At 60.3% G+C, this 14,094-nt stretch carries 13 protein-coding genes; 9 read left to right on the top strand and 4 right to left on the bottom strand.

Annotated elements, in window-relative coordinates:
• Positions 1 to 20 precede the first annotated feature (20 nt).
• From A6V37_RS36650 to A6V37_RS36685, 8 genes are all read left to right on the top strand, one after another.
• Positions 21 to 851, top strand: a complete 831-nt coding sequence (locus A6V37_RS36650) for a substrate-binding periplasmic protein (RefSeq protein WP_064265117.1) — start codon at positions 21 to 23, stop codon at positions 849 to 851.
• Positions 852 to 1,288: 437 nt separating this feature from the next.
• On the top strand, positions 1,289 to 2,287 hold the full coding sequence (locus tag A6V37_RS36655) for a class I SAM-dependent methyltransferase (protein ID WP_064265118.1): 999 nt from the start codon (positions 1,289 to 1,291) through the stop codon (positions 2,285 to 2,287).
• Between the two features lie 186 nt (positions 2,288 to 2,473).
• Complete coding sequence (locus tag A6V37_RS36660) at positions 2,474 to 4,048, top strand: amidase (protein WP_064265119.1); 1,575 nt, start codon at positions 2,474 to 2,476, stop codon at positions 4,046 to 4,048.
• A gap of 200 nt (positions 4,049 to 4,248) precedes the next feature.
• On the top strand, positions 4,249 to 4,713 hold the full coding sequence (locus tag A6V37_RS36665; RefSeq protein ID WP_242665698.1) for a septal ring lytic transglycosylase RlpA family protein: 465 nt from the start codon (positions 4,249 to 4,251) through the stop codon (positions 4,711 to 4,713).
• A complete protein-coding gene (locus tag A6V37_RS36670) occupies positions 4,710 to 5,141 on the top strand; it encodes a hypothetical protein (RefSeq protein ID WP_064265120.1) in 432 nt (143 codons plus the stop codon). Before A6V37_RS36665 ends, A6V37_RS36670 begins: the two co-directional genes overlap by 4 nt.
• A 236-nt stretch (positions 5,142 to 5,377) precedes the next feature.
• On the top strand, positions 5,378 to 6,094 hold the full coding sequence (locus A6V37_RS36675) for a transposase (RefSeq protein WP_064265121.1): 717 nt from the start codon (positions 5,378 to 5,380) through the stop codon (positions 6,092 to 6,094).
• Positions 6,095 to 6,343: 249 nt separating this feature from the next.
• On the top strand, positions 6,344 to 7,105 hold the full coding sequence (locus A6V37_RS36680; protein ID WP_064265122.1) for a basic amino acid ABC transporter substrate-binding protein: 762 nt from the start codon (positions 6,344 to 6,346) through the stop codon (positions 7,103 to 7,105).
• A 104-nt stretch (positions 7,106 to 7,209) separates the two neighbouring features.
• Entirely contained in the window at positions 7,210 to 7,992 is a 783-nt protein-coding gene (locus tag A6V37_RS36685) for an amino acid ABC transporter permease (RefSeq protein WP_064265123.1), read from the top strand.
• A gap of 84 nt (positions 7,993 to 8,076) precedes the next feature.
• Here A6V37_RS36685 and A6V37_RS36690 read toward each other — a convergent pair whose 3' ends face one another.
• The 3 genes from A6V37_RS36690 to A6V37_RS36700 form a co-directional block, all read right to left on the bottom strand.
• Entirely contained in the window at positions 8,077 to 9,285 is a 1,209-nt protein-coding gene (locus A6V37_RS36690) for a TadG family pilus assembly protein (RefSeq protein ID WP_064265124.1), read from the bottom strand.
• 47 nt (positions 9,286 to 9,332) lie between these two features.
• Entirely contained in the window at positions 9,333 to 9,794 is a 462-nt protein-coding gene (locus tag A6V37_RS36695; protein ID WP_064265125.1) for a TadE/TadG family type IV pilus assembly protein, read from the bottom strand.
• 814 nt (positions 9,795 to 10,608) lie between these two features.
• Positions 10,609 to 11,481 (bottom strand): LysR family transcriptional regulator, encoded by an 873-nt coding sequence (locus tag A6V37_RS36700; RefSeq protein ID WP_064265126.1) that lies wholly within the window; start codon positions 11,479 to 11,481, stop codon positions 10,609 to 10,611.
• A gap of 145 nt (positions 11,482 to 11,626) precedes the next feature.
• Here A6V37_RS36700 and A6V37_RS36705 point away from each other — a divergent pair, with 145 nt between their 5' ends.
• Positions 11,627 to 12,874, top strand: coding sequence for an MFS transporter (locus A6V37_RS36705; protein ID WP_064265127.1), 1,248 nt, complete (start codon positions 11,627 to 11,629; stop codon positions 12,872 to 12,874).
• Positions 12,875 to 13,011: 137 nt separating this feature from the next.
• Here the strand turns inward: A6V37_RS36705 and A6V37_RS36710 are convergent, their stop codons facing one another.
• Positions 13,012 to 13,956 carry an AraC family transcriptional regulator gene (locus tag A6V37_RS36710; RefSeq protein ID WP_064265248.1) on the bottom strand — a complete coding sequence of 315 codons (945 nt, stop codon included), beginning with the start codon at positions 13,954 to 13,956 and terminating at the stop codon, positions 13,012 to 13,014.
• Positions 13,957 to 14,094 lie beyond the last annotated feature (138 nt).

Raw genomic sequence — 14,094 nt, forward strand, 5'->3', positions numbered from 1 at the left:
GAATGACACGGAGCGCTCGCGTGAGATCCTGGACAAATGTGCTGCTGGCCGCCGCTTTGCTGTTCACAACACCGCTGGCGGTTCGGGCTGCCAACGCCCTCGAGCCGCCGCCAGGGTTGAGCAGCCGGATCGATGCCATTCGGCACAGAGGGGTGCTGCGGGTCGCGGTGCTCAGCGAGTTTCCATGGCTGATCAAGAACCCCTCAGTCAACGCCGCGCCGTTCCGCGGCCCTGCCTGGCGATTGGCCGAGGAATATGCCCACCGCCTTGGAGTGAGCATCGAGACGACACCCGTCACCTCGGACGATAAGGTTTCGATTCTGGCGAGCGGCGCGGTCGACCTCTCCATCGCCCCACTGTTGGTGACGCCGGAGCGCGAGGCCGTCGTGGATATGATTCCCTATTCTGCCTCGGCGCATTGCGTGTTCGGTCTGGCTGACAATCCCAAGGTGGCGGCCGCAGCCCGGCTCGACGATCTCGATCAATCCGCGGTGACGATCGGTTTCATCGTCGGCACACCACAAGGGGCCTGGCTGCAGAAGCGGCTCGTCCGGGCGGCGCGGGACGGCATACCTGGGAACCTCACCGATTTGGCCACGGGCGAGATCCTGGCACACCGCGCCGACGTAGTGCCGATCGACAAGTTCTTTTTCCGCATGTTGCAAAGGAAGGTGCCCGGGCTCGCGTCGGTGCCGAAGGACTGCCTGGCTAGCCAGGAGTTGCCGGTCTCGATCGCCATGGCGGTCGACAAGGGTCAGCCGGCGTTTCTTGATTGGCTGCGAGCGGTCGCGGACAGCATCAAACCCGAGGTGGACGCCGAGATGGCGAGAACCGTCCAGGCGGGTCCGTGAGCCGGTACAAAAGCAGAGGTCCTCGCGGTACGGTTTATGCTTCGACTTGAACTCGGCAAGGTATCGCTGCGGGTAGACCATGAGTCCACATCAAGTCAAAAAAGACATAGAACATCTTGAGCACGTGATCCCGCTTGTTTCCAGGAAAGCCGTATTCCGTTGTCCTATTGGCGGTATAGGCTCGATTCCCTATTCCATTTCGTTAGACAAATCATCGCCGGCCGGGTTGGACCTGCGGATCAAGGCCTGCCAATAAGCGAGCGATCCACCCGGTGCGAAGGGAACGTTACGTCACATGGCAGGCATCCGGGAGGCAACGTAACGGGAACAGCGCGGTGGTTTACCGGATTTCCTCGCCGATAAAACGCGCGTCTTAGCAACACGTAGGTAGAAGCACCGACCGCCACTTTCTCAATTCACGCGAAAGGACTTTGATCATGGATGACATCTCTCCGGAAGCCTTCATCGACGCCATAAGCGGATATCAGAAGACCGCGGCGATAAAGGCCGCAGTCGCGCTCGATCTGTTCACCGCGATCCAGAATGAGGATGGCGAGCTCTCGCGCATAGCGAGGCGCGTGGAGGCCTCAGAGCGCGGTGTGCGCATACTGTGCGACTATCTGACTGTGCTGGGGTTTCTGCAGAAAGAGACGGAGTACTATCGATTAACGCCGTCGACGTCCGTGTTCCTTACAAGTTCCTCGCCGGCCGCGATGGGCAGCATCGTGGATTTTTTTGCGGCCCCCGAGATGATGGCACTGTGGCTGGACGATCCGGTTGTGTTCGTTCGCAAGGGCGGATCCATTGGACTGGGCAATATGGCCCCAGACCACCCCGTTTGGTTGAAATTCGCTCGCGCGATGGTGCCATTTGTGGCGCCAACCGCACAGAACATCGCTCAACAAGTGGGCGGATGGCCGCAAGCTCCGAAGCGCGTGCTCGATATTGCCGCTGGGCACGGGCTGTTCGGCATCGCGATCGCCAAGGCGGTCCCCGGCGCGGAAATTGTCGCAACCGACTGGCAAGCAGTACTGGAGATCGCGAAGGAAAACGCCGCAGCGTCCGGTGTGAGCGCGCGTCATCACACGATCGCGGGCAGCGCGTTTGAAGTCGATTGGGGAAAGGATTTCGATCTCGTGCTGATCACGAATTTCCTGCATCACTTCGATCGGCCAACCTGCGTGGAAATGCTCTCGAAGGTGCGCAGGAGCCTCAGTCCCGGAGGGCAAGTACTAGCCGTGGATTTCGTTCCTAATGACGATCGCGTGTCGCCACCGTTCGCCGCTGCGTTCTCCTTCGTGATGCTTGCGTCTACACCACAAGGTGATGCATACACGGCGCGCGAGTTCGAGGAGATGGGCCGCGAAGCGGGGTTTTCAACGGTCAGCGTAGCGCCGCTGCCGCCCTCGCCGCAAAGTCTCATCACATTCAAGTAGCGCGCTGCGAGGCTCTGCGCGGCGCACAGACGGCATTGTCTGTGCGCCGACCACGGCGGCTTGCGAGAAGCAACCATGTTTTCGACTGGATGCTGTTTTGCCCTACGTGCGGCCCAAGGCGCAACATTGATCGTCCAATTTTGTTCGGATAGGCTCGCAACGCCTCTCTAACCCGACTGGACATCAATGCAAAGACGCCGTTTTTTCGCTTCCCTGGCCTGGCTAGGTACCGCCCTGGGCTCACGACCGATCAACGCCGCAAATATCCGCTCCGGGCCCGGTGATGGCCCGATTCCGCAGGACCCGTCTTTCGCCAGCGCGACGCTCGCGCACTATCTGCAACGCATCGAAGCCATCGACCGCCGAGGGCCGCAACTGCGTAGCATCATCGAACTGAACCCGGACGCGCATCGAATTGCAATGTCCCTCGATGCCGAGCGGCACGCCGGCAAACTGCGTGGTCCGTTGCATGGCGCGGCGCTTGTCGTTAAAGACAATATTGCAACGGGCGACCGGATGTCGACCACAGCGGGCTCGCTTGTGCTCGACGGCATGCATGCCACGCGCGACGCCTTTCTGGTCGCGCGGCTGCGCGAGGCTGGCGCCGTCATAGTGGGCAAAACAAATCTCAGCGAGTGGGCAAATATCCGTTCGACGCGGGCGACGAGCGGCTGGAGCGCGCGTGGCGGCTTCACGCGCAATCCGCATGCGCTCGATCGCAACCCGAGCGGGTCGAGTTCAGGGTCGGCCGCGGCCATCGCGGCCGGCCTCGCGTCGATGGCGATCGGCACCGAGACCGACGGCTCCATTACGTCGCCCGCATCGATCAACGGAATCGTCGGCCTCAAGCCGACCGTCGGCCGTGTGAGCCGCGATGGGATCGTGCCAATCTCGAGCACGCAGGATACGCCCGGTCCGATGACCCGGACAGTGTCCGACGCGGCCCGGCTGCTGGCGGCGATTGCGGGCCGGGACGATAACGACCCCGCGACGCTGAAGGCGCCGCCGCCTGACGACTACGTTGCGGCGCTCGACCAGAACGCCTTGCGCGGAGCGCGCATTGGTGTTGCGCGCGAGTACTTCACCGCGCACGACGAGATCGACGGCGAGATCGAACGCGCAATTGCGCAGCTTATCGCGCTCGGTGCGACGATCGTCGACCCGATCGAGCTGCCGAAGGTCGACTATGCCAATGAGGAACAAAGCGTCTTGCTGCACGAGTTCAAACACGCGTTGCCGCTTTGGCTCGCGCAGTTCGCGCCCGACGCGCCAGTGAAGAATCTGGCCGACGTCATCGCCTTCAATGAAAAGCATCGCGAGAGCGAGATGCCGTTCTTTGCCCAGGAGCTGTTTGTGCAGGCGCAGGCACTCGGCGATCTGGACAGTGATGTCTATCGCAAAGCGCTCGCCGTGTGCGGGAAACGCGCGCGTGAGGACGGTCTCGATCATGCGTTCCGCGAACACCGCCTTGACGCGATCATCGCACCGACCGGGGGCACTGCATGGCTAACGGACCTGATCAACGGCGACAGCGCCGGCGACGGATTCTCGACGCCGGCGGCCGTCGCCGGGTATCCGCATCTCAGCGTGCCGGCGGGATTCGTCCGCGGCTTGCCAGTAGGACTCTCGTTCGTCGGGCCGGCCTGGAGCGAGGCACGATTGCTCGCTTACGGCTATGCGTTCGAGCAGGCGACGCAGTGGCGCCGGGAGCCGCGCTTCCTGATGCAATCGAGAGTGCCGCCGCTTGAGGCGTCGATCTGAATGCCGGTGGTGCCCGGGTTAGCCCGCCGCAACGCACCCGGGCATCAACTTGTCGCCCCTGGCAAGAAAATGAGGGCCTGAGCCTCAGAGGCGCCGCGTGTCGCCTAAAATACCGTCAAGGTATCAAATAGCCCGGACATGCCGTCGGTGGGACCTTTGGAGACTTTTAATACAATGTCTCACTGACTGACGGGTGGTCTATGGTGCAATCTCTTCGCTATTTTGGAGTCTTGGTCATCTGCGCGTTGTTCGCTGCCTGCGGCCAGATTCCGTCCAGGCAGGCTGCGTGCGGACCGGATTCCTGTCGCCCCCGGCACGAGCATGCGACGTCGCAATCCGGCGAGGCGTCATGGTATGCGGCAACGTTCCAGGGGCATCTCACCGCAAACGGAGAGCGCTACGATAGCGGCGCCCTGACTGCCGCTCATCGGACCTTGCCGGTCGGTACCTATGTGCGCGTCCGGTCGCTGGCTACTGGAAAGTCGGTTGTCGTTCGCATCAACGATCGCGGACCCTACGTCAAAGGCCGGATCATCGATCTCTCTTACGCGGCGGCTGAGGCCCTGGGTTTGCCGGACGCGCGGTCGATGCGCGTGCAGGTTGAACGTGTGGAGAAGACGCAGACGGGGTCGGACGAGGGCGACACCGTTATAAAGGAACCATGAAACGGCTATTTCTCGCTGCATTCGCAGCCATCTCTTTCGTGACTGGCGCTCATGCGCAAAGCAACGCGTCCGGTCCGCTCTTCACACCCGCGGGTAATTTGCAGTTCGTGCGCGTCGACCGCAATTTTGAGGGGATGCTCGACAAGGAAATTTTCGATCGCTTCAGCGCAAGCACGCTCACGCATTTCGACGACGTCGGCGACGGGAATGACAGCGTCGCGCGCACGCTCGTGCAGACGGACTCCGGGCCGGTGCTGTACGACTTTCGCCACCATCCTCCACTGGTGCAACGGCTGGGTCAGCGCATGACGGTCAAGCGCGTGTTCTGGCAAGGCGATGAGGTTGTAATGCAAGGCTCGCAAGGCTGGTATCGATTCAAAGGCGGCGTGCTGACGAAGCTGCAGTCGTCTACGATGACCTACCATTGACTCCGCACGCATCCGAACACACGAGCCGGCAATGAAATAGGTCGCGATGCCGCTATTCAGCGGTGGCATAAAAAAGACGCTGGTTGCAACTGGCAAATCAACGAAAAGAGGCCAGAAAAAAGGCCTATTCGTGAGGCAAGCGCACGCGCGTGATCGATAGAATTTCGTTACGTACCGTCACGCGTTCCGATACCTGTCGGATCGCTTTCTCACATCGGATTTCCGGTTAATTCAGCATGACACGGCTTGCAAGGCACTACGTCCCAGAACAACCGCAGCACGTTATTTTGCAGGGGCTCACGGGGCCCGCATTCCTGGACGAAGGAGACTACCTGTACTTCCTCGCCTGCCTGGCAGACGCAGCGCGCGTCGCCGATCTGGCAGTCCACGCGTGGGTACTCATGCCTGACGCGATACAGTTACTCGTCACGCCCTCATACGAGTCGAGCGTGGCAATGGCGATGCAGGCGGTCGGCCGTCGCTATGTCGAGACCTTCAACCGTCGCCACGGACGCCGCGGTACGGTGTGGCGCGGCACGTACTGCGCAACGGTGATCGAACCCGACCGCTATTTCCTGCTTGCGAGCCAGGTCATCGATCATGCGCCGGTGCGCAACCGGCTGGTGGCAGAGCCGGGAACCTACCCGTGGTCCAGCTACACGCATCACATCGGGCTGCGTGTCGATAGCTTCATCAAGGACCATCCCCTTTACCGGGCGCTCGGCAATACGCCCGCCGAGCGTTACCAGGCTTACCGCGATCTGGTCGCCCAGTCCCTCGACGAACTCGAGGTCGATAAACTGATTCAGTCGACGCTCAAGGGCTGGGTGCTCGGCAGCGCAGCGTATTGCGAGTGGGCGGCGCAGACAGCCAACCGGCGTTTGATGCCTCTGCTGCTGCGCGACCGGACGCCCAAGGTTCGCCCGGCACGCGTCCTCGAACGCGTGGACTAATCAAAAGAAAACAGGCAACGAAACGTTGCCAGTGCTTCTCTGCCGGTCCCACGAGATACTGCTCGTCCGTGACCGGCTCGGGCTATTTGACATTTTTGCCAATCAAGGCTTTTAGGCTGTATCCTTCGCCACGGAATCCAGGCGCGGCGCACACACGCGGCAGCTTTGGAATCAACGCGTTTGGGGTTCGGTCGTTCTGGCGATAGTCATTTGATTCCCTTCTTTTTCTTGTCCCGAGGCGATGCCACTATGAAAAAAATCATTCTCACACTGGTCACCTCGGTGGCCGCCTTTGCTTTGTGCTCTGCCGGGGTGCAGGCACAAGACCGCGAACTGGTCGTGGCATCGAGTGCCACCTACACACCGTTCGCGTTCGAGAACAAGGACAAGCAGATCGTCGGCTTTGACATCGACATCATCAATGCCATCGCGAAGCAGCAGCACCTGAAACTGCGTGTCGTGAATACGCCGTTCAGCAGCATCTTTGCGTCGCTCAACAATGGCGACGTCGACCTGGTGATCTCGGGCGTCACCATCAACGACAAGCGCAAGCAGAGTTTTGACTTCTCGGCACCGTATTTCGATGCGCGCCAATTGATTGCCGTGCCGAAGAGCAGCCCGGTGAAGTCGCTGAAGGATCTGGACGGCAAGAAGGTGTCGGTGGTCAGCGGCTCCACGGCCGACGATGTCATGAGCCGTGAAGTGGGCAAGACCAATCCCAACATCCGCCGTTTTGAGAGCACGCCGCTCATCATCTCCGAGCTGGCTTCGGGCGGCGTGGATGCGGCAATCGGCGACAACGGTGTCATCGCCTACCGGGTATCGCAGAATCCCGGCCTCAAGACTGTGGAAGACGCGAACTTCCCCAAGGAATACTACGGCATCGTCGTGCGCAAAGGCGACAAGGCCTTGCTGGAGAAGATCGACGCTGGTCTCGCTGCAATCCGTGCCGACGGCAGCTATAACGTGATCTACAAGAAGTGGTTCAATCAGGACTACAAGTCGCAGTAATGGTGTGATACGGCCGCGCGCGCAGGAACTGGCGACCTGGCGCGGGCCGCGGCGCAAACAAGCCCCTGGCCGCACTGCGGCCCTTTCGTTGTTTTAAAGCGAGCATGGAAGACAGCAATCCGATCTTGTGGTTCGGGTGGTTCCGCCCGGACATCCTGGTGGAATACAAGCAACTGTTCTGGCAAGGAGCGCTGGTCACCGTCGGCACGACCGTGGTCTGTGTGCTGATGGGCTGCGCGCTGGGCCTGCTGTTGGCGCTGGCGCGCCTTGCCGAGACGAGACATCAGCCGTGGCGTGCGGTGTGCCAATACCTGCTGCGCTGGCCGTCGACCGCCTATGTGAGCTTTTTTCGCGGCACACCGTTGTTCGTGCAGATTTTGCTGATTCATTTTGCGGTGATGCCGGTGTTCATCCATCCGGTGAACGGGCTTTTGATCAGCGGTGACCTGGCTCGCACACTGAAGCAGGAGCACGGAGCGCTGATCTCGGGCGTGGTGGCGCTGACGCTGAACTCCAGCGCGTATATCTCGGAAGTGTTTCGCGCCGGCATCCAGTCGATTGCGAGCGGGCAGAAGCAGGCGGGCCTGTCGCTGGGCATGACGCATGCACAGATGATGCGTTATGTGGTGATCCCGCAAGCGTTCCGGCGCATGCTGCCGCCGCTCGGCAACAACATGATTGCGCTGCTCAAGGACACGTCGTTGGTCTCGGCGATCGGGCTCGGTGAGATGGCCTACGCCGCGCGCACCGTAGCCGGCGCTTATGGCCGCTACTGGGAGCCTTACCTCGCCATCGCCGCAGCGTACTGGCTGATGACGTTCGCGCTGACCATCGGCCTGCACAAGCTGGAGCATTACCTGGCACGAACGGATCGCGTCGCTCACTGACAGCGGAAGAGCAGACGGCACCGGAAAGCCGCGGAGACACACCGCCATGCCCCATCAGATCACCCTCGGTCTTTCACCCTCACGTCACTGAACTAATTTGGGTGGCATATAGCCGCCATAGTATGTGCTTCCGCCGCCCGAACCGGTAACAGTGCATTTGGATTGCTGGGACGACGGCATAGTGGAGAGACTCTCCATCTGCACGTAGACGTCGGCATTGGAGCCCTTTCCGGGCGACTTAAGTATATGCAGGCAGGCAAATGCCTGAACGGTCTGGTCGGTGCCTGGGGTTACGTCGGTCACGACGGGCACCATCACGTAGGCACACGCGCCGTTGCCGTTCAGATCACTACATGCATCCGTAAGGCCGAAAAGATTGCTCTTCGTGCCATTCTCAACCCATATCTGTTGTCCGGTGGTCACGGAAGGGGCACCACTCGACACCCCATTGGTTATGTTCGTGATGACATCCTGGTTGTTTTTATCGCTGTTATCTTTTGGCGCAGACAGCGGCGTCCATTCTCCGCCTTGGCAACTGCTATTGGTGGAGGTGTGGTAGACCGATTGAATCTGGAAGACATACGGCTGCCCCGCTGTTTGGGGGTAGTCGGAGTATGTGCTGTTGACTCCCGAAGTGGGTGACAAATCCGGTGAGTTACTAGCGGTATTCCAGAACTGTTTATAAAGGCACTGCGATATGGCGAGAGGGAACAGATTATTTGCGCTTGCAGTGGACCCGGGCGTGGCGACGGCTGCGGTCGCTGTCGCGCTGATTGGCATCGACGATATCCCAATCACGGGTGCCAATAGGAGCTTCAAAGGTCCACCGTTGTGCGTATCCGCAAGGCTCACGGTCACCTGGACAGCGGGAAAGTCGTATTGTCCGGGTGTGATGGTCGTCGCTTGCATGCCAGCCGGTGATCCCTGCACGTTCCAGTATCCCACTTGAATCTGTTGCGCAGTTTTCAGGGCTGCGCCATTCGCATAATTGCCTGTGATGGTAGTGCCTACAGTCGATTGTGCTGCGCTGTCCGCTGAATTCCACTTGCCAGCGGGTGCGGCCGTTCCGGGTGCGGCGACCAGGCCGGTAAGTTGGTTAACACCGGCAAGTGCAGCGGCGTCGGCAGCGTTCTGCAATTCATTGCGGACAACCAGAGCGCGTCCAATGTCGATTGCGAGCGCCGCAAAGCCGAGCAGGACGACAAGAAACAGCGCCACCTGGATCGCAACCACACCGTGTTGATGTTTCCGCGCCTGGCGGCGAAGGGCTTGAGTGTGAGGATTCGCGTTCATTTTTTCTTCCTTGCTTTATGGATTCGCATGCGATGCAAAGGCAAGGATCACTCGCAATTCATTGTCGTGGACGCAGTCAGGGTGAGCGCATTCTTGGCGAAACTGGCGAGCGGGTTGAGTTGGGTACCCTCAACAACTCCGCTGCCTATCGCCAGGCCAGTGAACGGATAACTCACCGTCACGGTGAGTGGCGTGCCGGTGCCCGTGCATCCTGTCGTCGGGCTAACGGTAGCGGACGGAGTCCCGCTTCCACCGAACGTAATCAGGTTCTTCGCCAGATTGTTCGTGGCAGTACTCACAATCGCAGAGGAAGCCGGATACGGCATGCTGTACACAACACCCTGTCTCGTTGCTTCACGGCTGGCATTGGTGATGACTGCCTTGTCATAGAGCATGACGCTGAATTCGATGATTCCGAAGAGCAGTAAAAGAAGCAGGGGCAAGACGAGGCCGAACTCGACAACCGCTGTCCCGGATTGACGTCGCGCACCAATCCTGATTCCGGACACGGATCGCCGCCCGGCGGTCCGCTGAGATGGATATGTATTTGATTGATGATGGTCGTGGTGCCACGAAGGGCCGGAGAAATGCTGTGATGTCTCCGTCGGTGCGGTATTGGTCGCGCTCCTGCACGCAAATGTTCTCATCGGATTCCCCGTCGATCATGTTTTTGGATGGGGTCTTGTTCCTATGAGCAGCCCCATTCATCGATGCCCGTCTCTCTCGCGTGACCATCTGCGATGCACGGACTATGCCAGCATCGAAAAATCAAGGCTTCGCGCAGAAGCCAACATCGGCGAATGGCGTTATTTGATGAGAACCGACCAAATATGGTTCAGATCTGCAACGTCGTTCGCCTTGCCGTAATGGTCGGTGCAGACTTGGCTTGCTCACTTTGCCGTGTCTCTCGTCGTTGAGCTTGCCGCCACTATTTGTTCCAGCCTTGTCGCGTACAAGCCGAGCATCCGAGCCGCCACCCGTCAATGTGAGAGTGCGCCAATCGACTGCGCACAAGAGAAGGTCAATTCGCTGATTTGGATCGAATGCCTCACATTTGAGACATTGCGAATGCAAAGCTATTGATCAACACTCCAAAGCATGGAGGTGAAAATGATTAGGTATCCGATTTGAAATACTTGGAACGCCAGCGCGCGAAGACACGCTACAGGCACTTTGCAGACGTGGCGGCGGATGTAGTGCGGCGATACAGGAGTTCGAGGATCGGCGTCATCGGCGGGGTGGCCGCGCAGGAAGTGTGGCCGATGCCTGCGAATCGTTGCGTGGGGTAGCCAACATATGTGACGAAGTTCTCCTGAACGGAAATCAGACGAGTGCCAGAAAGTTGCGCACCACAGCTGAAGGATCGTCACGTCGGGAGGCCAAAGCGAGCTTGGCGCGCAGCCCGCGCGCCACCAGCTGCCGATACACGACCCCGGCAACACGCACCTGCGTGATGGCTTCCGGGACGATAGATATACCCATGCCTGCCGCTACGAGGGTAAGTGTCGATGCGATCTGCGGAGCGGGTTGCGCCATTTCCGGTTCGAAACCGGCTGCCGCACAGGCGGCGACGATGTCGTCGAAGAGCCCGCTACCCGCTTCTCGCGGCACTTGCACGAAGGGCTCATCGGCAAGCTCCGATAACGCAATCCGCTTCCTGGGTGCGAGCGGATGAGCGGTGGGCAACGCCACCAGCATCGGCTCATCGCGCCAGTCCTGCTGCTGCACGGTCTCGGCGACGCGGCGTTTTGGCCGAACGATGGCGACATCGAGCTGCCCCGCTTCGAGATCGTCCAGGAGGACGCCTGAGGTCGCTTCGTACAACGTCAATTCGGCATCGGGGTAAGCTCCCCGGAATTTGCGAATCAGCGCCGACACATGTTCGTTGAAGGCCGCCGTACCGGTGAATCCCACCCGCAAGTGCCCGGTCTCGCCGCGCGCCGCACGTTTTGCCGCACGTGATGCGCGCTCTGCGTCGGCCAAAACGCGGCGAGCTTCATCCGCGAACACCTGTCCTGCCACGGTGAGCTCAGCGCCCCGCGCGGTACGTTTGAACAGCTCGACGTCGAGTTCCCTTTCCAGCGCCTTCACCTGCTGGCTAAGCGGCGGCTGGCCAATGCCGAGCACATCGGCGGCCTTCGTGAAGTTTGCTGCGTCGGCCACAGCCAGGAAATAGCGCAGATGCCGGAGTTCCATATCCTCGTTCCTTTTAGGGGGCGACGGCATCAGCCGACAGTAAGCCAGTGCTAAAACATATCGCTCGCGTTGGTTTCATATATTGGACATATGGACGAAGATTGGCAAGAATGAAGTCAGTTCCATCATTGAATCGAGTACGACCATGTCTTCCGTCTGCCAGTCAGCCACGCTCGAGCGGCCTGACGCGAAAGCGACGCTTCCATCTGGCGTGTCCCCCGGCTCCGCCGTTTACCGGCGTATCGCATTCGCGCTCTTTCTTGCCGGCTTCGCGACCTTCTCGCTGCTTTACTGTGTGCAGCCGTTGCTGCCAGCTTTCACGCGGGAGTTTCATATTGGCGCGGCAGCCAGTTCGCTTTCACTGTCTTTGTCGACCGGGTTTCTGGCGGTATCCATTCTGTGTGCGGGGGCACTCTCTGAGCGTGTAGGGCGGCGCGGACTCATGTTTGCGTCAATGACCTGCGCGGCGCTCTTCAACATGCTGGCCGCCGGTGCGTCGAGTTGGGACGTCATGCTGGTGTGGCGTGCGTTTGAAGGGTTTTCGCTCGGCGGCGTGCCTGCCGTTGCCATGGCGTACCTTGCCGAGGAAATCGCAACGGAAGGGCTGGGGTTTTCGATGGGGCTCTATGTCGGTGGGACGGCCTTTGGGGGCATGGTCGGCCGAATCGGAATGAGCGCTCTGGAAGAGTGGTTCTCATGGCGCACGGCGATGCTGACGATCGGCGTGATCGACCTCCTTGCTGCCATCGCATTCGTGATGCTGCTGCCGACATCGCGGCGCTTCATCAAGCGCACCGACTTGACGCTTCGGCACCATCTGCAGATGTGGAAAGCGCAGTTGCTGCACAACCGTTTGCCTTCCGTTTTTGCAATTGGCTTTCTCGTCATGGGTGCGTTCGTCACGGTGTACAACTACGCCGGATTTCGGCTGACAGCGCCGCCGTTCAATCTGAGCTCGACGGCATGCGGTCTGATCTTTGGGGCCTATCTGTTCGGTATGGTGTCGTCGTCGACTGCGGGGGCGCTTGCGGACAAGCTCGGGCGAGCACCTGTTCTCGTGAGTGGTCTCCTGCTGTTCGCAGTCGGCCTCGCATTGACGCTTTCGCTCTCGCTAACTTTGGTTATCGTCGGTATCGTGCTCGTCACCATCGGTTTTTTCGTGACCCACTCGGTGGCGAGCGGATGGGTTGGGCACCTGGCAGGCCCGGCGAAAGGTCATGCGGCTTCGCTCTATCTGCTCGCGTACTACGTCGGCTCCAGCGTGCTCGGGTCTCTGGGAGGCTCGTTCTGGCAGCACGGAGCGTGGCCGGCGGTCGCGTCGTACGTTGCGGTGCTGCTTGTGCTGTGCCTAGTGGTTGCGCTAAACGTAGTTCGCAAGCGCGCCGTTGTTTGATCCTGCCGACGTTGCTGTCTAGCTGGACGACCTTAACCGTTTGCTCAATCGGAAGGCCGTTTTTCTCAATCGCCTTGGGGCAAATAAGCCTTGGCCGGACTCTGTATCGTTGAGTCCTTGCCGCCAGGTTCCTCCCCTTACTCCTCAAACCCCACCCCGCCGCGACGTCTCAACTGCGAGACGTCGCGAAGCGGCGGCGCGCCGAAGAGCCGGCTATATTCGCGGCTGAACTGCGAAGGGCTGTCATACCCCACCCGGATCGCCACCGACCCGACATCTGCGGTATGCCGCAGCAGCAATCTGCGCGCCTCGTGCAGCCGCAGTTGCTTCTGATACTGAAGCGGAGTCAGCGTCGTCACATTCTTGAAGTGATGATGGAGCGACGACACGCTCATATTCACCGCCTGCGCCAGCGTCTCCACCCGCAAAAGCTCCGTGTAATGCGTCTGGATCCACTCGATCGCCCGCGCGATCCGGTATGTCTGGCTGCCGTTCACCGCGACGTGCCGCAACCGTTTTCCCTGCTCGCTCGTCATCAGGCGATACAGCAATTCCTTTTCGATGAGCGGTGCGAGGATGGGAATGTCACCCGGAGTATCGAGCAATCTTACGAGCCGTAGTGCGGCGTCGAAAACCGACGCCGACAGCGTGCCCACGGTAATGCCTTCTCCCGCCGATGCGGCATCCGGTTCGGGCAGGCGCAGCTGCGTTGCCAGTTCGACGATTCGCTGCGGATCGAGCGAGAGCTTCACACACAGATACGGCGCGTCGGGAGACGCCCGCGTCACTTGCGACATCACCGGCAGATCGACGGATGTCACGAGGCAATGCTTGTGATCGTAAACGTACGCCTGCCCCGCAACCATGACCCGCTTGGCGCCCTGCGCCGCGAACACGAAGGCGGCGCTCGACACGCCGCAGCCGAGATCCACGGGCTGCGAGTAGCGATAGAACGTCAGCGACGGGATCGCCGTTTGATGCGCGCCGTCAGTCGGCGCGAAGCGGCTGATGAGCGCGGCAAGTTCGCACCGTGCCGCTTCGCGCGCTACCGAAGGATCGAGCTGGGAGGGGAGCTGTTTCATGTGCATGGCAATCCGGGGATGGAATCGAGCATACCCAACCGCTGCGGGGCAAGCATGGCCGGCCTGGTGAATTTGCAGCATTGTTCAATATTTTTGCAGGATTGTGTAATCACAACAGCCGGCGCTCGGTCACACTGC

Origin of the sequence: Paraburkholderia ginsengiterrae (assembly GCF_001645125.1) — a bacterium.
Taxonomy (GTDB): Bacteria; Pseudomonadota; Gammaproteobacteria; order Burkholderiales; family Burkholderiaceae; genus Paraburkholderia; species Paraburkholderia ginsengiterrae.